The organism is Sphingopyxis sp. TUF1 (assembly GCF_036687315.1).
Lineage (GTDB): Bacteria > Pseudomonadota > Alphaproteobacteria > Sphingomonadales > Sphingomonadaceae > Sphingopyxis > Sphingopyxis kveilinensis.
The window spans coordinates 3,211,522-3,237,944 of the sequence record NZ_CP144683.1; the positions used below are offsets into that span (position 1 = coordinate 3,211,522).

Sequence of the window (26,423 nt, forward strand, 5' to 3'; positions counted from 1 at the left end):
GAAACAAAATTATCAGGATTGAGTTAAATGCCTTCTTATCGTTCGCGCACCACGACCCACGGCCGCAACATGGCCGGCGCCCGCGGCCTGTGGCGCGCAACGGGAATGAAGGACAGCGATTTCGGCAAGCCGATCATTGCGGTGGTCAACAGCTTCACCCAGTTCGTCCCCGGGCACGTCCATTTGAAGGATCTGGGCCAGATGGTTGCGCGCGAGATCGAGGCGGTGGGCGGCGTTGCCAAGGAATTCAACACCATCGCAGTCGATGACGGCATCGCGATGGGGCACGACGGAATGCTCTATAGCCTGCCCAGCCGCGACCTGATCGCGGACTCGGTCGAATATATGGTCAATGCGCACTGCGCCGACGCGATGGTGTGCATCTCCAACTGCGACAAGATCACGCCAGGGATGCTGATGGCGGCGCTGCGCATCAACATTCCGGTGGTGTTCGTGTCGGGCGGGCCGATGGAGGCGGGCAAGGTCGTGCTGAAAGGCAAGGAGGTCGCGCTCGATCTGGTCGATGCGATGGTTGCCGCGGCCGACGAGAAATATAGCGACGAAGAGGTGCTCGCGATCGAGCAGGCGGCGTGCCCAACCTGCGGCAGCTGTTCGGGGATGTTCACCGCCAATTCGATGAACTGCCTGACCGAAGCATTGGGGCTGTCGCTGCCGGGCAATGGCTCGACGCTCGCGACGCACGCCGACCGCAAGGAGCTGTTTCTGCGCGCGGGGCGGATCGTTGTCGAGATGTGTCGCCGCCATTATGAGGAAGGCGACGACAGCGTCCTGCCGCGCAATATCGCGACATTCGAGGCGTTCGAAAATGCGATGAGCCTCGACATTGCGATGGGCGGATCGACCAACACGGTGCTGCATCTGCTCGCAGCCGCCTTTGAAGCCGGGGTCGATTTCACCATGACCGACATCGACCGGCTGTCGCGCCGCGTACCGTGCCTGTCGAAAGTCGCCCCGGCGAAAAGCGACGTCCATATGGAGGATGTTCACCGCGCCGGCGGCATCATGGCGATCCTCGGCGAACTCGATCGCGCCGGACTGCTCCACGCGCACCTGCCGACGGTACACAGCGCGACGATGGGCGACGCGCTCAACAAATGGGACATTTCGCGGACGAACGATCCCGAGGTGCAGAAATTCTTCATGGCCGCGCCGGGCGGCGTGCCGACGCAGACGGCGTTCAGCCAGGACCGGCGCTGGGACAGCCTCGATCTCGATCGCGAGGCCGGCGTGATCCGCTCGGCCGACCATGCGTTCAGCAAGGACGGCGGGCTGGCGGTGCTGAGCGGCAATATCGCGCTCGACGGCTGTATTGTGAAGACCGCGGGTGTCGATGAAAGCATCCTGAAATTCAGCGGCCCGGCCAAGGTGTTCGAGAGCCAGGACGCCGCGGTTGCGGGCATATTGACTGGGCAGGTCGAGGCGGGCGACGTCGTCGTCATCCGCTACGAAGGACCGAAGGGCGGGCCGGGGATGCAGGAAATGCTCTATCCGACGAGCTATCTGAAATCGAAAGGACTGGGCGCCGCCTGCGCGCTGATCACCGACGGGCGCTTTTCGGGCGGCACGTCGGGCCTGTCGATCGGCCATGTCTCGCCCGAGGCGGCCGAGGGCGGAACGATCGGACTGGTCGAAAATGGCGACCTCATCAACATCGACATTCCTTCGCGTACGATCACGCTCGCGGTGGCCGAGAGCGTGCTCGCCGAACGCCGCGCCGCGATGGAGGCGAAGGGCGAGGCCGCCTGGCAACCCGCAAAGCCGCGGCCGCGCAAGGTTTCGGTAGCACTTCAGGCCTATGCCGCGATGACGACGAGCGCGGCGCGCGGCGCGGTGCGCGACCTGTCGCAGTTGAAGGGCAAAGGATGATTCGCAAACGCGGCGCGGTGCTGGTTCCATTGATGTTGCTGACCGCTTGCGGCGGCTCGCCGGGCGACGAGGCGGCTGACGCGGGCAAGGAGCGGATCGAATGCGCGCTCGAAGGCGCGAATGCCTTTGCGCGCAACTGCACCGTCGAGGAAATGAGCGGCGCGGATGGCGCCGTTCTGGTCGTTGGGCGCAGCGACGTCGGATACCGGCGCTTGCAGATCACGACCGACGGCCGCGGCGTCATCTCGGCCGACGGTGCCGAGCCCGCGACAGTGACGATCATTGGCGACAAGCTGATCGAAGTCGCGATCGGCGGCGACCGGTACCGCCTTCCGGCGAACACCGGCGGCGCGACTGAATAGCCGTCGTCCCCGCGAAGGCGGGGACCGCAGTCGGCCTTGCGCTGCGCCTCCAGCGGCCCCCGCCTTCGCGGGGGCGACGGTATTCCGATACCGAACCGTATAACGGCCTGCTTGGTTCTCACCGGCGTCGAAACGCGCTACGTCAGCATCATGTCCGTTCCCGCCGACGCCCCCATCCTGACCGCCGACGCAATGCGCGCCGCCGAGACCGAATGCGTCGCGTCCGGCACGCCGCTCAGCGACCTGATGGAGCGCGCGGGCGCAGCGGTGGCCGATACCGCGTGGCGCATGGCTGCGGGTGCGCCGATCCTGATCCTGTGCGGTCCCGGCAACAACGGCGGCGACGGCTATGTCGCGGCGCGCCGGCTGGCGGAGCGCGGCGCAGCGGTGCGCGTTGCGGCGCTGGCCGATCCGACGACCGACCTTGCGCGGGCTGCGCGGGGCGCGTGGACCGGACGAGTCGAAACGATCGACGCGGCGTTGGTGTCTGCACCGCTGATCGTCGATGCACTGTTCGGCGTCGGCCTGACGCGGCCGATTGCCGACGATCTGGCGACCGCGCTGCAACGCCTGAACGGCCGCGTTCTCGCCGTCGACGTGCCGAGCGGAGTCGACAGCGATGGTGCGGCGAGCTGGACGCCTCCGCTAACGGCCGATGTCACGTTGGCGCTCGGCGCGCTGAAACCAGCGCATGTGCTGCTTCCGACGGCACCGTCATGCGGGCGCGTGCAGCTAGCGCCGATCGGGATTGCGGCCGACCGGATGATGCGCACACTTCCCCGGAGCCGTTCACAAAGGCCCGCCGCGACCGCGCACAAGTTCAGCCGCGGCATGGTGCTCGTCTTTGCCGGGCCGATGCGCGGCGCCGCCGGGCTGGCCGCTGCCGCCGCGCTACGCGCCGGGGCCGGCTATGTCGTGCTCGACGGCAGCGAATCGGCGCCGCTATCGGCCATCATCGTCGAAGGGGACGAGAAATTCGGCGAGCGGCTGGACGACCCGCGCGTCGGCGCGGTCGTGATCGGACCGGGCTTTCCGGCGGGCGAGGAATTACTGTTCGACGTCGAAGCGGCGCTCGATTCGGGCAAGCCGCTGGTGCTGGACGCCGCTGCGATCGACGCTGCTCTGCCTCGATTGTCCGAAACACCGCGGGGGGCGATCCTGACTCCGCACGAAGGTGAATTCGCGCGCGCCTTTCCGCAAACTTGCGGCAGCAAGATCGAACGCGCCAAAGCCGCCGCCGCGCGGACGCAGGCGGTTGTCGTCTACAAGGGTGCCGACACAATCATCGCCGCGCCCGACGGCCGCGTTGTAGCAGCGTGGCCCGGAAGCCCGTGGCTCGCGACGGCGGGGACGGGCGATGTGCTCGCGGGTGCGTGCGGCGCGATGCTGGCGCGCGGTGGCGACGCCTTTGACGCCGCGGTTGCCGCAGTGGGCTGGCATATCGCGCAGGCGGCGCGTATAGGCCCCGGCCTTGTCGCCGACGATCTGGTCAGGAATTGAGCCCTTATGTCTGATGCCGCGCTGATCGAGCGCATTGCCGCGCGCGGCGATGGTGTGACGGGCGACGGCCGACACGTGGCGGGCGGGGTGCCGGGCGACCGTGTGCGCGATGACGGCATCATCATTCCCGGCCCGAACCGTGCCGATCCGCCGTGTCGCCATTTCGGCAAATGCGGTGGCTGCCAATTGCAGCATGTCGCCGAACCGGCACTCGCCGATTTCGTCCGCGACCGCGTTGTCGGCGGGCTAGAGGGGCAGGCGGTGCCCTGTGGCGAAGTTCTGCCCGCGCTGCTCTCGCCGCCACAGAGCCGCCGCCGCGCGGCGCTGACCGCGCTTCGGACCGGCAAGCAGGTGGCAATCGGGTTCAATGCAGCGCAGAGCAACCAGATCGTCGACATGCGGATTTGCCCGCTGCTCGCCCCCGCGCTGTTTGCGCTCGTGGCGCCGGTGCGCGACTTGCTGGTGATGATCGCGCAGCCGCGACGACCGGTGAAGGTCAAGCTGCAACTGCTCGACCAGGGCGTCGAACTGATATTGGAGGGCGTGAAGGCCGAGGGGCTGGATGCCGCCATGGCGCTGCAGGATTTCGCGGGCGCCAACAATCTCGCGCGCTTCGCCATCGATCAGGGCGACGGGCTGGAGATTCTGTGGCAGCCCGATCCGCCGACGATGCGCTTTGGCGACATTGCGGTGGAAGTACCGCCCTTCGCCTTTCTGCAGCCGACGGCGGCGGGGCAGGCGGCACTCGTCGATTCCGTCGTCCGGGCCATCGGCGATGCGCCCGCGGTGGCCGATCTGTTCGCAGGGGTCGGCACCTTTGCGCTATCGGTGCAGGCAGGGCGCAAAGTCTATGCTGCCGAGGGCGCGCGCGACGCCATCGCGGCGCTGGCGGGCGCCGCCAACCGCGCCCGCGCGCTCGTTGCGACCGAGCATCGCGACCTGTTCCGCCGCCCACTGGTGCCCGCCGAGCTCAATCGTTTCGCCGCGATCATCCTCGACCCGCCGCGTGCAGGCGCCGAGGAGCAGGTGAAGCAGCTGGCAGCGTCAACGGCGCCCGTGATAGCCTATGTAAGCTGCAATCCAGCAAGCTTCGCGCGCGATGCAAAAATGCTCGTCGAGGGTGGTTACGCGCTCGATTGGGTACAGCCCGTCGGCCAGTTCCGTTGGTCGACCCATGTGGAACTGGCCGCGCGGTTCAGCCGCTGATCAGTTTAGCACAAAGGCCATGAAGGCGTGGATGCAGAGCGCGAGCAGCGCGATGCTCGCGAGCACGAATACCAGGAAGCGCCACATCACGCGGTTCACCGTTACCTGGATCAGGCTGTGGACGATGCGCAGCGCAACATAAGCCCAGGCGATCTGCGCGTTCAGCCCGCCCCCCATGCCGCCGACCGCCAGCGCGATTGAGACCGCGTAGAATAGCGTCGGCTGCTCCATCAGATGATTATAGTTATGCGCCTTCCACTGCACCGGCGGCGGCAGGATATTTTCCAGATTCTGCCCCGTCCCGCCGACGAGATTGGCGGTATCGATCTTGGCGCGGCGCATGGCGGGCAGCCGCGTTGCATACATCCACACCCACATGACCATTGACCACAGCGCGAGCGCGGCGACCGGGCCCAAAATTGCGTTCGTATCCATATTATTCCCTTCAACCCAAAGTGGCGATGACGGCGAGAATCGACAGCGCGAAAAGGCAGAATGTCGCGAGCGAGAAAATGGCAAAGCGCACCGGGATACGGTTGACCGTCGATTGCCACAGGCTGTGGACGATGCGCAGCACGACATAAGCCCAGGCGAGACCGCGCGTCAGGTCGGTGTCGCCACCCGATAGATGCAGGAAGACGAGCACTGCGTAAAAGATCGTCGGCTGTTCGCACAAATGCGTGTAATTATGCGATTTCCAGTTGGTTTCAGGCGGCAGGACGTTTTCCAGATCGGCGCCGCGTCCACCCGGCGGTGCCGTTTTGATGTCGACGCCGGCCTTGGCCATCGCCGAGAAACGCGTCGCGGCGACCCAGCCAAGCATGATGATCGTCCAGAGGGCCAGCACGGCCCCGGGTGCAAGCAGATTATCGGACATGGTTTCCCCCTCCATCTAGATTGTGCGGCGATGCTAAGCAGCGCGCTGCATTATGCAATTCAATCCTTCGTCCGCGGCAATTCGGGGCGGGTGGACGGGGCTTTGCCGCAGTTCAGGCGGTTGCAGTTGCGGGCCCACCGCCGTCCGCGCCGTTGGAATAAGCCGCCGAGATCTGACGATAGGATTTGGATCGGAACGCCGCGAGCGTCGCGACCACGCCGAGCAACCCCGCGATCGAAAAGACGATCGCGATGCCGCGTTCGGGGCCGCGCCCATACCAGTCGCCGATCATTGCCGCCCCGGCGCCATCGGTCATCAGCGGCACGAAGACGAACTGGGTAAGCGGTGCGATCAGGAAGGCGGTGAGCGGCGATGCCGCCTGTTCGACAGACTGCGCAAAGCCGAACACGCGCCCCTGCCGATCGAAGGGCACGACCTTTTGCAGCGTCGTTTGTTCGGCGGCCTCCGCATAGGGGCCAAGGAACATCCAGAGAAAGCAGCCGGCAGCCAGCAGCAGGATCGACGATTGAATTGTGAAGAACACTGCGACCGTCCACGCCGCAAGATTCACCATCAGCAACGTACGAACCGGGTTGGCGCCCAGCCCCGTCCGCGCGATCACCATCCCGCTGAGGATGAAAGCGCACGAAATAATGGCCCACAGCAGCCCCCATTCCTGGACCTTCATCAATGACAGGCCATAGGCGTCCATCAGCGCCATGAAAACGCCGCCGAGCAGGTTGTTGAACGCGGAGAACAGGATCAGCGCGAACAGGCCGGGGATGGCAAGCACGACGCGAAGCGTCCCGGCGAGATCGATGCGCCGCGGGGCGTCCTGATCGCCAGCTTGGCGCGGTTCGTCGACGCCGACGAAAAACAGATCGATTGCGGCTGCCAGTGACAGGATGATTGCAAAACCGAGCGTCGCGACCATCCCGCCCCATGCGACGAGAAACCCGCTGATCGCCGAGGTCGTGAGAAAGCCGATACCGCTGACCATGCCGACTAGCCCGTTTGCCTTGTCGCGCCGATCCTCCGGCACCAGCAGCGTCACGAGTGTGGGCAGCGCGATCATGCGGATGTTGCCGACGATCACTCCCAGCATCGTGAGCAGGATGAAGAGCCAGAAGGCGACGCTCGTGATCTTAGCAGCGCGAATATCCGGATCGAGCGCATAGCCACCGAGCACGACCGCATAGAGTGCAACCGACGCCAGGCTGGAAACCAGCATCATCGTCCGTTTGCCATGATGATCGACGAGACTGCCGAACCAGATGCCGAGCATCGCCGTCAGGACCAGGTAGATGCCCGCGATCATCCCCGTTGCGAACACCGACTGGGTTTCGAGGAAGGTCCAGAAGGTCAGCGCAAACCACACCGTAAAATTGGTGATGTTCGCGACCAGGTTGTTGGCGAGGAGATGGTGGAAGGGGGACATAAGCGGCGCAATCTAGCGCCTTGAACTAAAAGCGAAAGGGCCGATCGCTTTGCGGCGCCGGCCCTTTCTTTTTCCCGTTCGAATGCGATCAAAACAGCTTGGTCACCGTTGCGCTGCGGCGCTCCTGTTCGACTTCGCCGGTATAGAGGCTGGTCATCGGTTCGTCGCTGACGACATGCGTCTCGTCGGCGCCGAAGCCGTTGAACTTCGTCCGCATCGCGCAGCCATAGGCGCCGAGCATCCCGATCTCGATGAAATCGCCGGCCTTGATGTCGGCGGGCAGAAAGAAGGGGCCCGCCATATGGTCGAGGTCGTCGCACGTCGGGCCATAGAAGCTGAACGGCAGCAGTTCAGCGCCGCTTTCCGCATCGCGTTGCAGCGAAACGGGGAAGCGCCAGCCGACATGCGCGGCGTCGAACAGGGCGCCGTAAGCACCGTCGTTGATATACAGCTCCTCGCCGCGGCGCTTTTCGACGCGGACGATCAGCGAGCTGTACTCGGCCGACAGCGCACGGCCGGGTTCGCACCAAAGCTCCGCCGAATAGCTGATCGGCAGGCTTTCGAAGCTGCGATGGATCGTGTCGAAATAGGCATCGAGCGGCGGCGGCTCCATACCCGGATAGGAAGACGGAAAGCCGCCCCCGACATCGATGATGTCGACCGTGACCGACGCTGCAACGATCGCCGCGCGGACGCGTTCCATTGCCTGCGCATAGGCGTGCGGGGTCATCGCCTGGCTGCCGACGTGGAAGCAGATGCCGAGCGCGTCTGCCGCCTGTCGCGTCGCCATCAGCAGTTCGGCGACATCCTCCGGCTCGGCGCCGAACTTGGCGGCGAGGCTGAGTTTCGAATGGTCCGACGAAACACGAAGGCGAACGAGCAGGTTCAGATCCTGCGCACCTTCGGTCGCGCGGACGATCTTTTCCAGCTCGTCGAGCGTGTCGAGCGAGAAGGTGCGCACGCCATGCTTCCAATAGGCTTCGGAAATCGCTTCCTCGGCCTTCACCGGATGCATGAAGCACAGCGTGGCTTCGGGAAGCGTGCGCGCAACAAGCCGCACCTCGGCGATCGAGGCGACGTCGTAATGCGTCACACCCGAATCCCACAGCACGCGCAGCAGGTCAGGCGACGGATTCGCCTTGACCGCATACATGGTGGTGCCGGGAAATCGCTCGATGAAGAAACGCGCTGCGCGCCGCGCGGCATGCGGGCGGACAAGCGTAACAGGTTCGACCGGCGAAAGTGCCTGAATCAGCCCGTGGGCGCTATGATGCTGGTGCAACTCAAGGGACCCCCAAAAATAACGTTAAACATCCAAGGCTGCCTTGCGGTTATTGGAAGTCCCCCTGGGGCAGCGGAGGGCGATATATTGAGGGGGGTCCCCCCTGTAAAGACCCTTTGGCGCAATTTTGTAACCATGGGTCAACCGTCGGAGACGAAGTGGGGCAACCGTGCGTCGGTGCGAGACAGACGTCGGCGGCGGCGTTAGAAGATATCGCCAAAGATCCTGAAAGGACGCGCCCCATGGTCTCCCGCGCCGACGTCAATCACACTTTCTCCGATACCGAGCTCGACGAGCTTTGCGCGTTCGGCACCATCGAGTCGCACACGGCGGGCGATCTGCTGGTTGCCGAGGGGACGATGGCGCCCGACTGCATTGTCACGCTGTCGGGCCACACCGACATCTTTGCATCGACCGACGATGGGCCAAAGCGCGTCGGCTGGATGGAGCGCGGGCAGTTTGCGGGCGATTTGTCGGTGCTGACCGGCCAGCGTCACCTGTCGCGCCTCGAAATGGGTGCCGATGGCGAGATATTGCGGATCGCTCACGCCGATTTTCAGCGGCTGATCGCGGGCAATTCGCATTATTCGGACATTTTCGTGCGCGTGCTGTCGGCGCGGCGTGAATTCGGTAACCAGCGCGGCTTTGCGGCAACGATCGTGATCGGCGCGGCGCTGGACCGCAGCGTCTATGCGCTGCGCGACCTGCTCGCGAAGCATGGCGTCGCGCATCGCTGGTTCGATCCGGCGGACGGACCCGTTTCTGCGCATCTGCTCGCCGAGCGGGGCATCACCGAAGATCAGCTTCCCGTCGTGATTCTCGGCGCGTCGGATATGCTTGTCCAGCCGACCCCCGAACAGCTGGCCGCGGCGCTGGGGCTCGACCTGCTCCCCGACGGCGCGACCGCCGATGTCCTCGTTGTCGGCAGCGGTCCCGGCGGGCTCGCCGCGGCGGTTTATGCCGCATCCGAAGGTCTCACGGTCATCGCGCTCGACGCCCATGCGCCCGGCGGACAGGCCGGCACATCGTCGAAGATCGAGAATTATCTGGGCTTTCCGACCGGTATTTCAGGCAACGAACTCGCCCGCCGAGCGACGGTGCAGGCACAGAAATTCGGCGCACGGATCGCCGCCCCGGTACGCGCGGCATCGATCGCGCGCGACGGAGAGGCTTATTGCCTCCACCTTGCCGACGGCCGCAGACTGCGCAGTCGCGCGGTCGTCGTCGCGTCGGGCGCGCAATATCAGCGGCTGCCGATCGAGGGGATCGAGGCCTATGAAGGGCGCGGCATCTATTATGGCGCGACGCCGATGGAGGCGCAGCTGTGCGGCAATGCCGAGGTCACTATCGTCGGATCGGGCAATTCGGCGGGGCAGGGGGCGATCTATCTCGCGAGCACAGCGAAGAAGGTTCATGTCATTTTCCGCCGCAAGAACCTGCGCGAAACCATGTCCGAATATCTGGTCAAGCGGCTGGAAGAGCATCCGAATATCGAGATCATCCCGTCGACCGACGTTGTCGCGTTGCACGGCGAGGACCGGCTTGCCGGGCTGACCTATCGCTGCCGCGAAACCGGCGAGGAAGGGCATTGCGATTGCGGCTTCCTGTTTCTCTTCCTCGGTGCAAATCCGAACACTGGCTGGCTACCCACGGAAATGGTGTGCGACGAGCGCGGCTTTGTTAAAACCGGCGCCGAGATCGCGCCGATGGAGCTGGTGAAGGCCGGCTGGTCGCTTGACCGGATGCCGAGCCGCTATGAAACAAGCTGGCCGCGCATCTATGCGATCGGCGACGTGCGCAAGGGATCGGTGAAACGCGTGGCTTCATCGGTGGGCGAAGGATCGGTGGTGGTGAGCGACATCCATCAGGCGCTGGCGGAGATCAGGTCGCAATAATCCTCCCTGTCGCGTAGCGATGGGGAGGTGGCAGCCCGCAGGGCTGACGGATGGGCCATAGCGTCAGCGTTGCGACCCCTCTACCACTTGTTGTGCGAGCCGTCCCCCCCCCCATGGCTTCGCCACAGGGAAGATCGGCTCAACTTAACCGCGTCTTGAAATCCGCATACCCAAACTCGCGGATCAGCTTCAGATCGTCACTTTCGCTGTCCCACAGCCAGATCGACGGTAGCGGCACGCCATTGAACGTGTTGGTCTTCACCATCGAATAATGCGCCTGATCGAGGAAGGCGAAGCGCTGGCCGACGCGCGCGCCACCGGGCAGGCGATAGTCGCCGATGACGTCGCCCGCGAGGCATGACGGGCCGCCGAGCCGGGTCATCGCGCCGTCGCTGCCTTCGCCGAGCATCGCGGGGCGGTAAGGCGCCTCGATCACGTCGGGCATGTGGCAGGTCGCGGAGATGTCGGTAATGCCGATGTTCATGCCGTTGCTGAACAGGTCGAGCACTTCGCCAACAAGGATGCCTGCGTCGAGCGCGATCGCTTCGCCGGGTTCGATCATCACGTCGCAATCGGTCGCGGCGCGCACTTGTTTCAGAAAGGCGATCAGGTCGTCGACCTGATAATCGGCGCGCGTCACATGATGGCCGCCGCCGAAATTGATCCATTTGAGCTGCCCGAAAAACGGCCGAAGCATCGGATGGACGGCTTCCCACGTGCGCGCGAGCGGCGGAAGATCCTGTTCGCACAGGCTATGCATATGGATGCCGTCGACGCCCTCCATATGTTCGGGGAGCAATTGCGTGATCGGAAAGCCCAGGCGGCTGCACGGCGCAGCGGGGTCGTATTTCGCGACCTCACCCTCGCTATGCATCGGGTTGATGCGCAGGCCGACGTCGAAGCTTTCGCCCTTTGCGCGGAGATCATCAAGTAGCGGACGGAAGCGCGCGATCTGACCGGGCGAGTTGAAGATCAGGTGATCGGATAGCGCCGCGATTTCGGGCAGGTCGGCTTCCTTGTAGCCCGCGCAATAGGTCGCGACTTCGCCCCCATATTCGGCGCGGCCGAGCTTGGCCTCGTAAAGCCCCGACGCGCAGACGCCGTCGAGATATTCGGCCACCGTGGGGCCGAGCGACCACATCGAAAAGGCCTTGAGCGCCGCAAGCACCCGCGCCCCCGACGCGTCACCGATGTGGCGCAGCAGCGCCAGATTGGCGCGAACCTTCGCCGCATCGACGACGAAGGCGGGCGAGGGGACGCGGCTCAGGTCGAAGCGGGCAAAGGCTCCGGGGTCGCCGGCACGGGTTTCCATGTCGCAATTGGCTTTCTGTCAGGCCGCAATCGGGCCTTTGAAAATGAAAAACGCCCCCGCCGCAATCAGTCCGAAGCCGACGAGATGGTTCACGGTCAGCCTCTCACCGAGCCAGAAGACCGCGAACCCGGCGAATATGACCAGCGTGATGACTTCCTGCAAGGTCTTGAGTTCGGCGGCGCTGTAGACGCCATAGCCGATGCGGTTCGCCGGAACCGCAAGGCAATATTCGAAAAAGGCGATACCCCACGCGATCAGCACTGCGAGCCACAGCGGCCGCGACATGTCGCCGAGATGCCCGTACCAGGCGAACGTCATGAAGATGTTCGAGAGGATGAGAAGTCCGATCGGCGCGAGATAGGCGGTCATTTCGTCGCTTTCGTTCCCGTCAAAGGCAGCACGTCACGAAGCAGTGCGGCGAAAAAATGCCCCGGCTCCTCGACCATCGGCATATGCGCCGAATGTTCGAACCACACGAGCTTTTTGGAGGGTGCACGCAGTTTGGCCAGCCAATCGGCGGCCGGGACAGAGGGCACCGTATAATCATGACGCCCAAGCAGAAAAACGATCGGTACCTGCATTTTTGTGACATCCGAATAGCTGACATCGGCAAGGCGCGGCCAGAGCGTCGTTACGGAAAAGGCGCTGCCTTTCCCCCACGCCTGCCGGTCGGCTTCGCTATATTCGGGTGACAGGCGGGCGGTTTGAAAATAATATTTCAGGTCGGGCTTGTTATACATCAACGACCCATAGGGCATCGCATATTTGCGCCAACCGTCCGCCTGTTCGATAGTGAACGGACCCGATTCCGGATAGGGTGCGAGCGCGTCGATCGCCTTCACGGCTTCGTCGTTGCCCGCAGCCAGCGCCTTGGCGCGCGTCCACGCCATGCCGACCTTTTCGCCATCGCGGAAATCGATCTGCTGCCCGACGCCGACATAGGCGTGGAGCAGGTCGGGGCGCTTTACCGCGACCGACAGGCCGACGATCGAACCCCAGCTATGTCCCATCAGCACGACCTTGCGCTTGCCATACCGTTTGGTCAGCAATTCGATCAGTTCGATGGCGTCGTCGCGGTAGCGTTCCGGCGTCATCGTCGGGGCGAGCGTTTCGGGATCGTTCAGCGGGTAGGAGCGCCCCGCGCCGCGCTGGTCGTACTGGACGACGGTGAAGACATCCTCCCACGGCCGCTGGAACGCCCAGGCGAAGGGCATCTCGACCGCGCCGGGGCCGCCGTGGACAAAGATGAGGATCGGATTGTCGCGGTCCGATCCGCGGACGTTCACGACCTGCCGCGCGCCGCCGAGCGTGACCTCGAACGTTTCCTGCACGCCGTTCGGCGTAACGATCCTGCCAATGTCGGCGACGATTGCGCGCGCCGGAGCGTAGGCGTCGTCGTTCTGGGCGGCGGCGGGTGTGGCGAGGGACAGCGCCGCTAGAACTGGGAGGGAGAATTTCATGCTGCGTCCTTCGCTTGCTGACCAATAAAAACCGTTCGCCCTGAGCTTGTCGAAGGGTCGCTCTTCTTTGGCTAAAGGGAAGAACGGTGCTTCGACAAGCTCAGCACGAACGGAATAGAAGTTGGCGCGAGACCTAAAAGTCGAGCGGCCCACCCAGTTCCTTCATCTGCCACGGCAGACCATGCTTCATCAACATGTCCATGAAGGGATCGGGGTCCATCTGTTCCATGTTGAACACGCCCGCGCCGCTCCACGTACCCGTCACCATCATCGCCGCCCCGATCATCGCGGGCACGCCGGTGGTATAGCTGACCGCCTGGTTGCCCGTTTCGGCAAAGGCGTCCTCATGGTCGCAGATATTGTAGAGGTAGAGCGTCTTATCCTTGCCGTCCTTGCCAAGGCCGGTCGCGATGACGCCGATGTTGGTCTTGCCCTTCGTCGTCTCACCGAGGCTCGACGGTTCGGGGAGCACGGCTTTCAGGAATTGCAGCGGGATGATCTCCTTGCCCTCGTACATCACCGGGTCGATCCGCGTCATGCCGACATTCTGCAGCACGGTGAGGTGCTGGATATAGGCGTCGCCAAAGGTCATCCAGAAGCGGATGCGCTTGATCTCGGGCAGATGCGTTTTCAGGCTTTCGATCTCCTCATGATACATGAGGTACATATTTTTCGGGCCCACGGCTTCGAAGTCGAACTGCTGCTTCACCGACATCGGCGGGGTTTCGACCCAGGCACCATTTTCCCAGTGACGCGCGACCGCGGTCACTTCGCGGATGTTGATTTCGGGGTTGAAGTTGGTCGCGAAATGCTGGCCGTGATCGCCGCCGTTGCAGTCGAGAATGTCGAGCGTGTCGATCCGGTCGAAATGATGCTTCCTGAGCCAGGTGGTGAAGACGCTCGTCACCCCGGGGTCGAAACCCGAGCCGAGCAGCGCCATCAGTCCTGCGTCCTTGAAGCGGTCGTGATACGCCCACTGCCAATGATATTCGAACTTCGCCTCATCGCGCGGTTCGTAGTTGGCCGTGTCCATATAATGCGCGCCAGTCGACAAGCACGCCTCCATGATCGTCAGATCCTGATAGGGGAGCGCGAGGTTCACGACATGCGTTGCGCCAATCTGGCGGATCAGTGCGGCGGTCGCTTCGATATGGTCGGCATCGACTTCGGCGGTTTTGATCGTCACGCCGGTGCGCTCTTTGACCGACTCGGCGATCGCGTCGCATTTGAACTTGCGGCGGCTGGCCAGCGTGATGTCGGGAAAGATGTCGGGGTTCATCGCCATCTTGTGCACCGCGACCGAACCGACGCCGCCTGCGCCGATCACCAGAACCTTGCTCATCGAAAATCTCCTGTCGCGGACTTTGCCGCCTTGTCTTGTATGCCCGGCCCTATAGGACGAAGCCATGACACAGCAAAGCCCCGAAGCCCTGATCGATCCGAACCGTGCGCCTACGCTGGCGGGAGTCGAACGCGCGGCAGCCAAAGTCGCTGCCTTGCTTCCGCAGACGCCGCTGCTGCCGCTCGAGGTCGATGGCCGCACCATCTGGTGCAAGGCCGAATCGCTTCAGCCGATTGGCTCGTTCAAAATCCGCGGTGGCTGGCACCGGCTGACCGACCTCACCGCCGAGCAGGCCGCAGCGGGCGTCGTCGGCGTATCGAGCGGCAACCATGCGCAGGGCGTCGCCTGGGCGGCGAAGCGGCTGGGCATTCGCGCCACGATCGTCATGCCAAGTAACGCGCCGGCGATGAAGCTTGCGGCGACGCGAAGCCTCGGCGCCGAGGTTGTACTCTATGATCGCGTCACCGAATCGCGCGATACGGTTGCCGCAAAGCTGCTCTCCGAGCGCGGCGGCACGCTCGTCCATGCCTATGGCGATCCGTGGATCATCGAAGGGCAGGGGAGCGCGGGGATCGAGGCGGCGGCGCAGCTGCGCGCGCGCGGCATCGATGGCCCCGACCGGATCGTCACCTGTTGCGGCGGCGGGGGCCTGTCGGCGGGCCTCGCGCTCGCCTGCCCCGAGGCCGAGCTGATCGCGGTCGAGCCCGAAGGCTGGGACGATGTGACGCGCAGCCTCGCCGCCGGCGAAATCCTGAGCGTCGAGGATCTGGCTTTCCCCACCGAATGCGACGCGCTCCAGACGCCCGAGACGCGGCCAATCAATTTTGCGGTATTGCAGGCGCGCGGCGTGCGCGGGGTCGTCGTGACGCGCAGCGAAGTGCGCGATGCGGTGCGACTGGCGTTCGAGAAGCTGCATCTTGTCATCGAACCCGGCGGCGCGGCGGCGCTTGCGGCGGTACTGGCGGGCAAGGTGACGCCGACCGACGCGACGCTCGTCACCCTGTCGGGCGGCAATGTCGATCCACTGAAATTCGCCGAAATCATCAGTGAATAGGAAACTTCGCGCTCACCGGGCGTTGGCGTGGCAAAGGAGAGATACGATGCACAAGAGTCTGACCATCGCGGCGGCGGCCGCAGCGATGCTGCTTGCTGGCTGCGAAAAGGCCGAGGCACCGGCGCCTGCCGAAACGACTACGACCGAAACGGTGCCGGTCGAAACGGTGCCCGCAGAGGAAGCCGATGCCGCGGCATCCCACCGCTTTGCAAGCTGGGCAGGCAAGTGGACCGGGGTCGAGGGCATGTATGTCACGATTACCCCCGCCGAGCCCGGCAAGTATAAGCTTGAAATGCAGTCCGACCTCGACACTAAGGGGACTTATGAAGGCGCGGACAGCGAACATGGGATCCAGTTCACGCGCGGCGGTGAAGCACTCAGCCTGCATCGCGCCAGCGGCGACGAAACCGGGCTCAAATATCTCGCGGGCAAGACCGAATGCCTGATGGTCAAGCCCGGCGAGGGTTATTGTCGGGATTAAGTCCGACGACAATGTCGTGGCGCGTGGCGGTTAAGCAACGAGTTGATTTTCTGCCGCTCCGCCGGTCTTTATCGGCGTCGCGGCGAAGCGACTGAAACGCTTACTCTGACTCGCGAACGTCCTGTTCCCCGGAAACCATCAGCTTGCTGTCGGGGTAGACGGCGGACCCCGCAACAAAGGCCGCGCCGATCAAAGCCAGCGCGATCATGGTGACCCCCACGGCCTTGCCGCGCGCGGACGGGATCATGCGCTGAAGGTCGGGTTTGCCGAGCAGCCATTGGTGGCGGAGCGCGCCCGCGACGTGCAGGACGAACAGCCCGATCGCCAACCACGCCGTCGCCTCGTGGATCGCTTCGGCAGGCTCGTGCCAGCTGCGGCCAACGGGAAGATGCGGCCAAGGCACAAGCCCGAACAGCGATGTCGGCGACGGCACCTTCGCCGTCGAAACGAGCAGCCAGCCAGTAATCGGGCCAAGGATCATCACCACATAGAAAAGGCCGTGAACGACAGCTGCGAGCGCACGCGCCCACGCGGGGCCGTCGGACGCGGGCGGGCGCTGCATGGCGAAGCGCGCGGCAAGACGGACGAGGCTGAGCAACAGGATCGTGATGCCGATCGACTTGTGGAGCTGGAACCGCTGAAACAGCTCCGGACTGTTATCGCCCTCGAGCGCCCAGCCGAGCGCGATCTGAAAGGCGAGGAGCAGGGCGATCAGCCAGTGTAGTGTGATCGCGGTATAGCTATAGCGTTGAACAGCCATAAGACATCCTCGTACCGAAAGGGCGGGCGCCCTTGCGAAGATTAGCGGCCGCCAGGATTGCCCCCAGCGTCAACGAGGGTCGTCGATCAATCGTCGAACCCTATGAAACGCACCGCCTCTTCAATGCTCTTGCGCTTCGAAACCACGGCGTTGGCCGGAAAATCGGCGTCGGGCCAGCCCATCGCGACGCAGATCATGATGACCTGATCGTCGGGGATGCGCGCATGTTCGCGCACCACGGGGCTTTGCATGATCCCTTGGCTGTTGATCACGCAGCCGAGCCCGCGCGACCAGGCGGCGTTGACCAGCGCGTTGGTCACGGCCCCGCAATCGAAGGGCGCGATGTCGCTGCCCAGCAGCACGCGGTCGTAGGTGACGACGATGCTGACCGGCGCGTCGAACTGGCGGAAACCGCGCAGCACCCAATCCTGCCGCGCATCCTTGTCGTCGCGTTCGATGCCCATCGCGCCGAAGAGCTGCTTGGCGATCTCGACCTGTCGGCCGCGATGTTCGTCGGGCACCTTGTCGAACCGGCGAAACTCGCGGCTGTCGGGCGTGCCCGCAAGGATGCCTTCGGTGTTGCCTCGGCGTATCGCGTCGAGCGGCGTGCCGGTCACGACCGAGAAATTCCAGCACTGATTGTTGAACGACGATGGCGCGCGCATCGCCACCGCGATGATTTCAGCGATTAGCTCTTTCGGAACAGGCTTGTCGAGAAAGCCGCGGATCGAGCGGCGTCCGACGACGACCTCGTCAAATCCGGGCGCGTCCGTCACGCCGCCTTCTGAAGCTGAAGTTCGAGCCGGTCCCATATTTCGACGAGCGCGCTGGTCAGATCGCGCATCATCGCTTCGTTATGCGCGGGGCCGGGGGTGAAGCGCAGGCGTTCGGTGCCGCGCGGCACGGTCGGGAAATTGATCGGCTGCACATAGACGCCATATTCGGCGAGCAATATGTCGCTGATCTTCTTCGCGCGCACCGGATCGCCGACCATCAGCGGGACGATGTGCGTCGTCGAATCCATCACCGGCAGTCCAGCGTCGCGGAAACATTGTTTGAGATAGGCGGCGGCCGCCTGCTGCGCCTCGCGCTCGACACTCGAGGATTTGAGGTGCCGCACGCTCGCCAGCACGCCGGCGACGAGCACCGGCGACAGGCTGGTCGTGAAGATGAAACCGGGCGCATAACTGCGGATCACATCGACGATATTCTTGTCGGCGGCGATATAGCCGCCCATCACGCCGAACGCCTTGCCCAGCGTACCTTCGATGATGGTCACGCGGTGCGCGGCCTCGTCGCGGTCGGTGATGCCGCCGCCGCGCGGGCCGTACATGCCGACGGCGTGCACTTCGTCGCAATAGGTGAGTGCGTTATATTTTTCGGCCAGGTCGCAGATCGCGTGGATCGGGGCGACGTCGCCGTCCATCGAATAGACGCTCTCGAACGCGATCAGCTTGGCCGCTTCGGGATTGTCGGCGGCCATCAATTCTTCGAGATGGGCCAGGTCGTTGTGGCGCCACACACGCTTTTCGCAGCCCGAATTGCGGATTCCCGCGATCATCGATGCGTGGTTCAATTCGTCTGAATAGATGATGCAATTGGGTAGCAGCTTGCCGAGCGTGCCGAGCGTCGCTTCATTCGAGATATAGCCCGATGTGAAGAGCAGCGCGCCCTCCTTGCCGTGCAGGTCGGCGAGCTCAGCCTCGAGGTCGATGTGATAATGGGTGTTGCCGCCGATGTTGCGTGTGCCGCCCGATCCCGCGCCGACATCGTGCAGCGCCGCTTCCATCGCCTCGACGACCTTGGGGTGCTGGCCCATCGCCAGATAGTCGTTCGAGCACCACACGGTGATCGGCTTCGGCCCATTGTGCCCGGCAAAGCAGCGCGCGTTGGGAAAGGCGCCTTTGTTGCGCAAAATGTCGATGAAGACGCGGTAGCGCCCTTCTTCGTGAAGCCGGTCGATCGCGCGAGCGAAAATGTCGTTGTAATTCACGTTTCAGCCCCGCAGTCAGGTGCCAGTCAAGCTCTGGACGCCGCTCCCCCGGCGGCTGTTAACATGCGGGCCAATAACGCCGGAAAGCGCCAAAGGCCAGTGCGAACGATTCGCAGTTTTGGGACAAATTGTCCAATCAGATCGTCTCGATCGATCCGATGCCATAGGGTGCGAGCGCGGCAAGCGGCGGCGGCGGCCGCTCGTCGCTGCGCGTAAAGACCGCGATCCCGGGCGCCGCGACGTCGGGCCAGCGCTGCCCCTCGGTCAGGTGCGCGATGCGCCGTGCGATGCCCTCCGCGCCGTCGATCAGCGCGACGCCGGGGCCGAAACCCGCCTGCAATTCGTCCCGCAGCAATGGAAAATGGGTACAGGCCAGCACCACGACGTCGATCGCCTCGCCCCCCGGCTGATCGCGCAGGCCCGCAACGGCGCGCGCGATCACATCCGGGTCGATCGCTTCGCCGCGCAGCTTGGCCTCGGCGCCGGTGACGAGGCCGGGGCTGCCGTGACGTAGCACCGTCTTTCCGCCAGCGAAACGCGCGCTCAGATCGTCGACATAGGGCTGACGCACCGTCGCTTCGGTACCGAGCACGCCGATGACGCCGCTCTTGGTCATTTCGGCGGCGGGCTTGATCGCGGGCACGGTGCCGACGATCGGCAGGTCGAGCGCGGCGCGGACATGACCCAGCGCGATGGTCGAGGCAGTGTTGCACGCGATGACCGCAAGACGCGGCTGGTACCGCTCCACCAGCCGCCCGAGCAGTGCGGGGACGCGCGCGGCCAGTTCCTCATCGCTTTTCTTGCCATAAGGCAGGCCGGCATAGTCGGCGGCATAGACGATCGGCGCGGTCGGCAGCAACGCACGCGTCGGGCCGAGCACGGTCAGTCCGCCAAGGCCGCTGTCGAAGAAGAGGATGGGCGCGTCGGGGGCGGGTCCGTGCATCGCACGGCGTTAGCAGGAGCATGGGCGCGGCTCAACACCGTCCCCCCCCGCGCAGGCGGGGGCTGCCGTCGGCCTATTCCTGCGTCGTTGCGTAAACCGCCGTCGGCCCCCGCCTGCGCGGGGGCCGACGATTTTGTCCATTTCGGCAATGGCTCGGCCCGAATCCGTTGATTGCTTTCCCCAACCCCGCCAAAAGGGAAGGCGAACGAAACGGGGAGCGTGATGACCATCTATTTGTTGATCGCCGGGGGCTATCTGCTCGGCTCCATCCCATTCGGCGTCCTGCTCACGCGCGCGTTTGGCGCGGGCGATCTTCGGCAGATCGGGTCGGGCAATATCGGCGCGACCAACGTGCTGCGCACCGGGCGCAAAGGGCTCGCGGCGGCAACCCTGCTGCTCGACGGCGCGAAGGGGGCGGCCGCGGTGCTGCTCGCGCGCCACTTCGTGCCCGAGCTCGGCGACCATGCCGCGATGATCGCGGGCGCCGCGGCGATGATCGGCCATTGCTACCCCGTCTGGCTCCGGTTCCGGGGCGGCAAGGGCGTCGCGACCTTGCTCGGCCTCGCGCTCGCGCTCGCTTGGCCCATCGGTCTGGTCTTTGCGGCGGTGTGGCTCGGCACGGTGCTGCTGCTCCGCATCTCCTCACTTGGCGGGATGCTCGGCGCGGTATCGGCGCCGGTCGCGGCTTTTGCGCTTGGCTATCCCATCTATGCCCTGGGGCTCGCCGGGCTGGCGGTGATCGTGCTGTGGCGGCACCGCGAGAATATCGCCCGCCTGCGCGCAGGGACCGAGCCGCGCGTCGGCGCCAAGAAAGAGCGCGCATGACGCACTCCGAACGGCTGGCGCGGCTGCGGCTGATCCGCACCCCGCACGTCGGCCCGGTCAGCTGGCACCAGCTGATGCAGCGCTTCGGATCTGGTGTAGCCGCACTCGAAGCGCTACCCGACCTAGTGCTGCGCGGTGGCGCGGGGAAAGCGCGGATCGCGCCGACAGAAATCGCCGAACGCGAGATTGCGCGCGCCGCGGCGCTCGGCGCGCGCCATATCTTCAGCGACGAAGATGATTATTCGCCCCTGCTGCGCGAGGTTGAGGGAGCGCCACCCGTTGTCGTCGTGCGGGGCGATACCGCCATGCTGCGCCGCCCGTGCATCGCGATCGTCGGCGCGCGCAATGCGTCGGCCATTGCCTGCCGTTTCGCGCGCCAGCTCGCCGCCGACCTGGCGGGGCAGGGGGTGACCGTCGTCAGCGGCCTCGCGCGCGGGGTCGATACCGCGGCGCATATCGGCGCGCTCGGCGGATCGACGGCGGGCGTCATCGCGAGCGGGATCGACATCGCCTTTCCACCCGAAAATGCCGCGCTTCAGGAAAAGATCGCGAGCGACCAGCTGCTGATTGCCGAACAGCCGCCGGGCACCGAACCGTTCGCGCGCCATTTCCCCTCGCGCAACCGCATCATCGCCGGGCTCGCGCACGGCACGGTGGTGATCGAAGCGGCGCCGAAATCGGGCTCGCTCATCACCGCGCGCCGCGCGGGCGACTATGGCCGCGAAGTGATGGCGGTGCCCGGTTCGCCGCTCGATCCGCGCGCGCAGGGCTGCAACCAGCTGATCCGCGAAGGCGCGACACTGATCCAGACGATCGACGATGTGATCGAGGCCATCGGCCCGATCGACCGCCGCATGGTCCGCGAGCCGGTCCAGGCGTTCGTCGCGCCGCCGGTGGCCGAACCCGCCGACCGCGAGCGGCGCGCGCTGATTGATCTCCTCGGCCCGACGCCGGTGGCCGTCGATGAGCTGGTACGCCAGTCGGGGCAGGATGCTGCCTCCGTCCAGCTCGTGCTGCTCGAACTCGAACTCGCCGGGCGGGTCGAGCGTCATGCGGGAGCAAAAATCTCGCTATTGTGAGGCCCCGCACAGCGCGGCGCGCCGACCCGACTATCCATTCATCGCGGTTCAGCCACGGTTCAGCGGCCGAATCGCAGGCTGATGATATGGTGTTACATGGATGGGGAGGTCGATGATGCGAAGCCGTTTCCTGACAAGCGCTACCTTGGTCGCGGTGCTGGCGAGCGCACCCGCACCCGTCCCGCTCGCACTCGCGCAGCAAGCGCCCGAGCGCGGGCAAGGATATTGCCGCAACGCCGCCCCGTTGCCGCGGCTTGCGCCCGAGACGGCGGCGCAACAGCAGTCTGACCCGGGTTATAAGACCGAGGGGCGTGACGGACGCGGCCGCGCCGCGATGACGATGGCGGAGCCTCCGCCGCCCGCTCCGATGGCCCCGCCGCCGCTATCCTATGACAGCGCGGGAACAGTGTCGGAGGTCATGGTGACTGGATCGTGGGCTACAGCCGATGCCGCTCCGCCTGCCGCGACGTCACCGACCGAGGCGCGCATCCGGCCTCCGGTTCCGCCGCGCCCCTATCCGCAGCCGCAACCGCAATCGGGCATCCTGACTGCGGGTGAGCATGACGACCTGCTCAACCCCGAACTTTATGCCGCCTATGTGAACCGCAATGGCAATCTGGGGCAGGAGGTGCGCGACCTGCCACGCGTCGACACGACGCGCGTCGTGACGGTGAAGGTCGCGGACCGCAACGGCCAGCCGATCCCCTTCGCCGACGTGACCGTGACGTGCAGCGACGGCAACAGCATCACGATGGCGACGCACGCCGACGGGAGCGCCGCCTTCTTCCCCGGCCTCGACCGGTTGAGCGAACGGATCAGCGTGTCGGCGCGCCAAGCCGGACGCACCATCGCCGAGGCGCGACCCGTGCTCGTTTCCAGCGCGCCGGGCGGCCAGCTGGTCGGGCTGACCGCAAACCGCGCCGCGACGAAGGCAACCAAGCTCGACCTGATGCTCGTCGTCGATACGACGGGCAGCATGGGCGACGAGATCCGCTATCTTCAGGCCGAAATGCGCTCGATCATCGGTGCGATCGCGGCGAAGCACCGCGATCTCGACATCCGCGTCGGCTTTGTATTCTACCGCGACCTCGGCGACGATTATGTGACGCGCACCATCGCGTTCGACCGCGACATCGGCCGCGTTCAGGGCGCGCTCGCGCGGCAGGACGCGAATGGCGGCGGCGACTATCCCGAGGCGATGGACCAGGCGCTGATCCGCGCCGTGGGGCAAGACTGGCGCGCGGACGCGGTAAAATCGCTGCTTCTGGTCGCCGACGCGCCGCCGCACGATGAGCAGTTCGGGCGGACGTGGCTCGCGGCGGAGGCCGCGCGGACCAAGCGCATCCACATCACGCCCGTGGCCGCGTCGGGCGTCGCCGACAAGGCCGAATATGCGATGCGCGCCATGGCCGCCGCAACCCAGTCGCGCTATTTGTTCCTGACCGACGACAGCGGCGTCGGCAATCCGCACGCGCCGCCGGCGATCGACTGCTATCTCGTCACAAGCCTCGACGCGCTCGTGCGCCGCGTGATCGACGGCCAGATCAGCGGCCGCCGCATCGAGCCCGAAGATCAGGAAATCATCCGCAGTGTTGGCCAATATGACGCCGGAAAATGCATCCTTCCCACCGATTTCAAATGGCAGGACGGCTAAGGAAAAATCCGGCTTGACGAAATAAAGCTATCCCCGCCACCCTCGCGCGTACATGTGAGAGCCGGTGACGGGGATAGTTTTTTAATGCAATTGGTAATTGTGGAATCGCCGGCCAAGGCGAAAACGATCGAGAAATATCTCGGTCGCGATTTCAAGGTTCTGGCCTCCTATGGTCACGTCCGCGATCTGCCGCCCAAGGACGGGTCGGTCGATCCCGACGACGGCTTTGCGATGCAGTGGCAGCTTTACCCCGACAAAGCGAAGCGGCTGAAGGAAATTTCGGACGCGGCGAAAGGCGCCGAACGCCTGATCCTCGCGACCGACCCTGACCGCGAGGGCGAAGCGATCAGCTGGCATGTGCAGGAATTGCTGCGCAGCAAGAAGGCGCTGCCTGCGGCGGTCGACCGCGTGACGTTCAACGCGATCACCAAGCAGGCGGTGACCGATGCGATGGCGCACCCGCGCGAGCTCGACACCGATTTGATCGACGCGTATCGCGCCCGCCGCGCGCTCGACTATCTCGTCGGCTTCACGCTGTCGCCGGTGCTGTGGCGCAAGCTGCCGGGTGCCAAATCGGCGGGGCGCGTCCAGTCGGTCGCGCTGCGGCTGGTGGTCGAGCGTGAGCGCGAGATCGAGGCCTTTGTTGCGCAGCAATATTGGTCGGTGACCGGGCTGTTCGAGATGGGCGGCACGCCGTTCAAGGCACGGCTGTCACGCTGGAAAGGCGACAAGATCGAGCGGCTGACGATCGGCACCGAAGCCGACGCGCGCGCCGCCGAGGCCGACGTAAAGGCGGGCCATTTCACCGTCGATACGGTCGAAACCAAGCCGCTGACCCGCAACCCGCCCCCGCCCTTCACTACCTCGACCCTCCAACAGGAAGCCGCGCGCAAGCTCGGCTTTTCGGCGAGCCACACGATGCGCATCGCGCAGGCGCTCTACGAGGATGGCGCGATCACCTACATGCGGACCGACGGCGTCCAGATGGACCACAGCGCGATCAGCGCCGCCCGCAAAGCCATCGCGACGCGCTACGACGGCGGCTATGTCCCCGATCAGCCGCGGCAATATCAGACCAAGGCGAAAAATGCGCAGGAAGCGCATGAAGCGATCCGTCCCACCGATTTTTCGAAAGACAAGGCGGGCAGCGGCGACCACGCGCGGCTCTACGACCTGATTTGGAAGCGCGCGCTGGCGAGCCAGATGGCCTCGGCACGACTCGAACGCACCAGCGTCGACCTGTCCGACGGCACCGGCAAGACGGTGCTACGCGCGACCGGGCAGGTGGTGAAATTCCCTGGCTTCCTTGCGCTCTATGACGAAGGCCGCGACGATAGTGCGGACGACGACGATGCGCGCCTGTTGCCCGCGATGGCAAAGGGCGATGCCCCTGCCAAGACTGGGGTCGAGGTCGAAAGCCACGAGACGCAGCCACCGCCGCGCTATTCGGAAGCGAGCCTCGTCAAGAAGATGGAGGAGCTCGGCATCGGACGCCCGTCGACCTATGCCTCGATCCTGCAGGTGCTGAAGGACCGCGCCTATGTGACGGTCGAGAAGAACCGCTTCATTCCCGAAGAGAGCGGGCGATTGCTCACGGCGTTCCTCGAGCGCTTTTTCGAACGCTATGTCGGCTATGATTTCACCGCGGGGCTCGAGGAAGAGCTTGACGATGTGTCGGGCGGCCGCGCGCAGTGGCAGGCGGTGCTCGAACGCTTCTGGCGGGATTTCAAGCCGCGCACCGGCGAGGTGATGGAGCAGAAGCCGTCGGAGATTACCGCGGCGCTCAACGAATTCCTCGGTCCCTATCTCTTCCCCGACAAGGGCGACGGCAGCGATCCCAGGCTCTGCCCCAATTGCGGCACCGGGCGCCTCGCGCTGCGTGGCGGCAAATTCGGGCCGTTCATCGCGTGCAGCAACTACCCCGACTGCAAATTCACGCGCAAATTCGCGCAGCCGGGCGGCGGCGATGCGGGCGATACCGGCCCCGAAACGATGGGAACCGACCCCGACAGCGGGCTGGAAGTGACGAAGCGCAGCGGGCGCTTCGGCCCCTATATCCAGCTGGGCGACGGCAAGGAGGCGAAGCGCTCGTCGATCCCCAAGGATATTCCGATGGAGGATTTCGACCTCGACTATGCTCTCCGGCTTTTGAGCCTGCCGCGCGAAGTCGGGGTGCATCCCGAAAGCGGCAAGCCGATCATGGCCGGGCTGGGACGCTATGGCCCCTATCTGCTTCACGACGGCAAATATGCCAAGCTGACGGGGACCGCCGAAATCTTCGACATCGGCATGAACGCCGCGGTCGTTCGCATCGCCGAAGCCGCTGCGGGCGGCGGGCGCGGGCGGGCCAAGGCCGAACCGCTCAACACCTTCGGCCCGCACCCGACGAGCGGGGGCGAGATGAAGCTGATGGAGGGGCGCTTCGGTCCCTATGTCACCGACGGTACGACCAACGCGACCTTGCCCAAGACCGCCGACCCGGCGACGCTGACGCTCGAAGAGGCCATCGCACTGATCGACGCGCGCGCGGCGAAGGGTCCCGCGAAGGGCAAGAAAAAGGTGGCGCCGAAAAAGAAGGCGCCTGCGAAGAAGGCAGCCGCGAAGAAGGCTTCGGCAACGAAGAAGGCGGAGGCGTAAGCGGCAGTCTCAATCCCTCGGGCCAAAAGGGTGTCAGCTACAGAAAACGACCGGTTGCGGTCATAGCGTAAATCTAAAAACCTTGTCATTCCCGCGAAAGCGGGAACCCAGAGCGGGCTTCAGCTGACCCCTCGCTGGGTTCCCGCTTTCGCGGGAATGACAAAAGGAGGACGTCCGCTTCCGACCCCAAAGCAGACGCTCAAGAAAACGCTGTCCTACATGCGCGGGCTGTGCCAGCCTACATCCGGCTCTTTCAATATGTGGACAAAAGCGATGCCTGCTTGCCTTGTGGGTTTGCAGGAACCGGCCGCGGCTATCCGACGGAAGCCGCAGATCGGCGGCCGCACTGGGCTGACTTTTCCTGACCTTTGGAATGGCGGTGCGGTTGCCGCGCAATTTGGGAGCCGCGCAAGGCTGACCTTTACTGACTTTTGGA

23 protein-coding genes are annotated in these 26,423 nt (G+C 64.9%); 11 read left to right on the forward strand and 12 right to left on the reverse strand.

From position 1 onward, the window contains the following. Nucleotides 1-27 precede the first annotated feature (27 nt). The 4 genes from ilvD to VSX77_RS15095 all read left to right on the forward strand — a co-directional run bounded on the left by ilvD (nucleotide 28) and on the right by VSX77_RS15095 (nucleotide 4,955). Nucleotides 28-1,887 carry a dihydroxy-acid dehydratase gene (gene ilvD / locus VSX77_RS15080; protein WP_338425423.1) on the forward strand — a complete coding sequence of 620 codons (1,860 nt, stop codon included), beginning with the start codon at nucleotides 28-30 and terminating at the stop codon, nucleotides 1,885-1,887. After that, the gene (locus VSX77_RS15085; RefSeq protein ID WP_338425424.1) at nucleotides 1,884-2,249 is read left to right on the forward strand and encodes a hypothetical protein; all 366 of its coding nucleotides are present in this window, start codon (nucleotides 1,884-1,886) and stop codon (nucleotides 2,247-2,249) included. Before ilvD ends, VSX77_RS15085 begins: the two co-directional genes overlap by 4 nt. Before the next feature lie 111 nt (nucleotides 2,250-2,360). After that, complete coding sequence (locus VSX77_RS15090; RefSeq protein ID WP_338425425.1) at nucleotides 2,361-3,749, forward strand: NAD(P)H-hydrate dehydratase; 1,389 nt, start codon at nucleotides 2,361-2,363, stop codon at nucleotides 3,747-3,749. Nucleotides 3,750-3,755: 6 nt separating this feature from the next. Further along, the gene (locus VSX77_RS15095; RefSeq protein ID WP_338425426.1) at nucleotides 3,756-4,955 is read left to right on the forward strand and encodes a class I SAM-dependent RNA methyltransferase; all 1,200 of its coding nucleotides are present in this window, start codon (nucleotides 3,756-3,758) and stop codon (nucleotides 4,953-4,955) included. Here VSX77_RS15095 and VSX77_RS15100 read toward each other — a convergent pair whose 3' ends face one another. The 4 genes from VSX77_RS15100 to VSX77_RS15115 all read right to left on the reverse strand — a co-directional run bounded on the left by VSX77_RS15100 (nucleotide 4,956) and on the right by VSX77_RS15115 (nucleotide 8,552). Then, nucleotides 4,956-5,390 carry an MAPEG family protein gene (locus VSX77_RS15100; protein WP_338425427.1) on the reverse strand — a complete coding sequence of 145 codons (435 nt, stop codon included), beginning with the start codon at nucleotides 5,388-5,390 and terminating at the stop codon, nucleotides 4,956-4,958. It abuts the gene before it with no gap. Between the two features lie 10 nt (nucleotides 5,391-5,400). Further along, entirely contained in the window at nucleotides 5,401-5,832 is a 432-nt protein-coding gene (locus VSX77_RS15105) for an MAPEG family protein (RefSeq protein WP_338425428.1), read from the reverse strand. A 112-nt stretch (nucleotides 5,833-5,944) separates the two neighbouring features. Continuing rightward, complete coding sequence (locus tag VSX77_RS15110; RefSeq protein WP_338425429.1) at nucleotides 5,945-7,270, reverse strand: MFS transporter; 1,326 nt, start codon at nucleotides 7,268-7,270, stop codon at nucleotides 5,945-5,947. 88 nt (nucleotides 7,271-7,358) lie between these two features. Continuing rightward, a complete protein-coding gene (locus tag VSX77_RS15115; RefSeq protein ID WP_338425430.1) occupies nucleotides 7,359-8,552 on the reverse strand; it encodes a type III PLP-dependent enzyme in 1,194 nt (397 codons plus the stop codon). Nucleotides 8,553-8,794: 242 nt separating this feature from the next. On the opposite strand from VSX77_RS15115, the gene VSX77_RS15120 reads away from it, so the two are divergent. Beyond that, nucleotides 8,795-10,447: an FAD-dependent oxidoreductase gene (locus tag VSX77_RS15120; RefSeq protein WP_338425431.1), complete on the forward strand. Its 1,653-nt coding sequence runs from the start codon at nucleotides 8,795-8,797 to the stop codon at nucleotides 10,445-10,447. 139 nt (nucleotides 10,448-10,586) lie between these two features. Here the strand turns inward: VSX77_RS15120 and VSX77_RS15125 are convergent, their stop codons facing one another. From VSX77_RS15125 to VSX77_RS15140, 4 genes are all read right to left on the reverse strand, one after another. Beyond that, on the reverse strand, nucleotides 10,587-11,759 hold the full coding sequence (locus VSX77_RS15125) for a carboxynorspermidine decarboxylase (protein ID WP_338425432.1): 1,173 nt from the start codon (nucleotides 11,757-11,759) through the stop codon (nucleotides 10,587-10,589). Between the two features lie 18 nt (nucleotides 11,760-11,777). Next, nucleotides 11,778-12,128 (reverse strand): DMT family protein, encoded by a 351-nt coding sequence (locus VSX77_RS15130; RefSeq protein ID WP_338425433.1) that lies wholly within the window; start codon nucleotides 12,126-12,128, stop codon nucleotides 11,778-11,780. After that, nucleotides 12,125-13,219: an alpha/beta fold hydrolase gene (locus tag VSX77_RS15135; protein WP_338425434.1), complete on the reverse strand. Its 1,095-nt coding sequence runs from the start codon at nucleotides 13,217-13,219 to the stop codon at nucleotides 12,125-12,127. The genes VSX77_RS15130 and VSX77_RS15135 overlap by 4 nt, the downstream gene beginning before the upstream one ends. 133 nt (nucleotides 13,220-13,352) lie before the next feature. Further along, nucleotides 13,353-14,561, reverse strand: a complete 1,209-nt coding sequence (locus VSX77_RS15140; RefSeq protein ID WP_338425435.1) for a saccharopine dehydrogenase family protein — start codon at nucleotides 14,559-14,561, stop codon at nucleotides 13,353-13,355. A gap of 64 nt (nucleotides 14,562-14,625) precedes the next feature. Here VSX77_RS15140 and VSX77_RS15145 point away from each other — a divergent pair, with 64 nt between their 5' ends. Both VSX77_RS15145 and VSX77_RS15150 read left to right on the forward strand, forming a co-directional pair. Next, entirely contained in the window at nucleotides 14,626-15,615 is a 990-nt protein-coding gene (locus VSX77_RS15145; RefSeq protein WP_338425436.1) for a threonine ammonia-lyase, read from the forward strand. Between the two features lie 46 nt (nucleotides 15,616-15,661). Next, entirely contained in the window at nucleotides 15,662-16,096 is a 435-nt protein-coding gene (locus VSX77_RS15150; RefSeq protein ID WP_338425437.1) for a hypothetical protein, read from the forward strand. 100 nt (nucleotides 16,097-16,196) lie between these two features. Here the strand turns inward: VSX77_RS15150 and VSX77_RS15155 are convergent, their stop codons facing one another. The 4 genes from VSX77_RS15155 to murI form a co-directional block, all read right to left on the reverse strand. After that, complete coding sequence (locus tag VSX77_RS15155) at nucleotides 16,197-16,856, reverse strand: cytochrome b (protein WP_338425438.1); 660 nt, start codon at nucleotides 16,854-16,856, stop codon at nucleotides 16,197-16,199. 86 nt (nucleotides 16,857-16,942) lie between these two features. Further along, complete coding sequence (locus VSX77_RS15160; protein WP_338425439.1) at nucleotides 16,943-17,632, reverse strand: nitroreductase; 690 nt, start codon at nucleotides 17,630-17,632, stop codon at nucleotides 16,943-16,945. After that, nucleotides 17,629-18,849 (reverse strand): 5-aminolevulinate synthase, encoded by a 1,221-nt coding sequence (gene hemA, locus VSX77_RS15165; protein WP_338425440.1) that lies wholly within the window; start codon nucleotides 18,847-18,849, stop codon nucleotides 17,629-17,631. Before hemA ends, VSX77_RS15160 begins: the two co-directional genes overlap by 4 nt. A gap of 136 nt (nucleotides 18,850-18,985) precedes the next feature. Next, on the reverse strand, nucleotides 18,986-19,792 hold the full coding sequence (murI, locus tag VSX77_RS15170) for a glutamate racemase (protein ID WP_338425441.1): 807 nt from the start codon (nucleotides 19,790-19,792) through the stop codon (nucleotides 18,986-18,988). 222 nt (nucleotides 19,793-20,014) lie between these two features. Between murI and plsY the strand changes: the two genes are divergently transcribed. The 4 genes from plsY (at nucleotide 20,015) to topA (ending at nucleotide 25,987) form a co-directional block, all read left to right on the forward strand. Next, on the forward strand, nucleotides 20,015-20,617 hold the full coding sequence (gene plsY, locus VSX77_RS15175; RefSeq protein WP_338425442.1) for a glycerol-3-phosphate 1-O-acyltransferase PlsY: 603 nt from the start codon (nucleotides 20,015-20,017) through the stop codon (nucleotides 20,615-20,617). After that, complete coding sequence (gene dprA, locus VSX77_RS15180; RefSeq protein WP_338425443.1) at nucleotides 20,614-21,696, forward strand: DNA-processing protein DprA; 1,083 nt, start codon at nucleotides 20,614-20,616, stop codon at nucleotides 21,694-21,696. Before plsY ends, dprA begins: the two co-directional genes overlap by 4 nt. Before the next feature lie 115 nt (nucleotides 21,697-21,811). Then, nucleotides 21,812-23,350, forward strand: a complete 1,539-nt coding sequence (locus tag VSX77_RS15185) for a vWA domain-containing protein (RefSeq protein ID WP_338425444.1) — start codon at nucleotides 21,812-21,814, stop codon at nucleotides 23,348-23,350. 84 nt (nucleotides 23,351-23,434) lie between these two features. Further along, nucleotides 23,435-25,987, forward strand: a complete 2,553-nt coding sequence (gene topA, locus VSX77_RS15190; protein ID WP_338425445.1) for a type I DNA topoisomerase — start codon at nucleotides 23,435-23,437, stop codon at nucleotides 25,985-25,987. The last annotated feature ends 436 nt before the right edge of the window (nucleotides 25,988-26,423 follow it).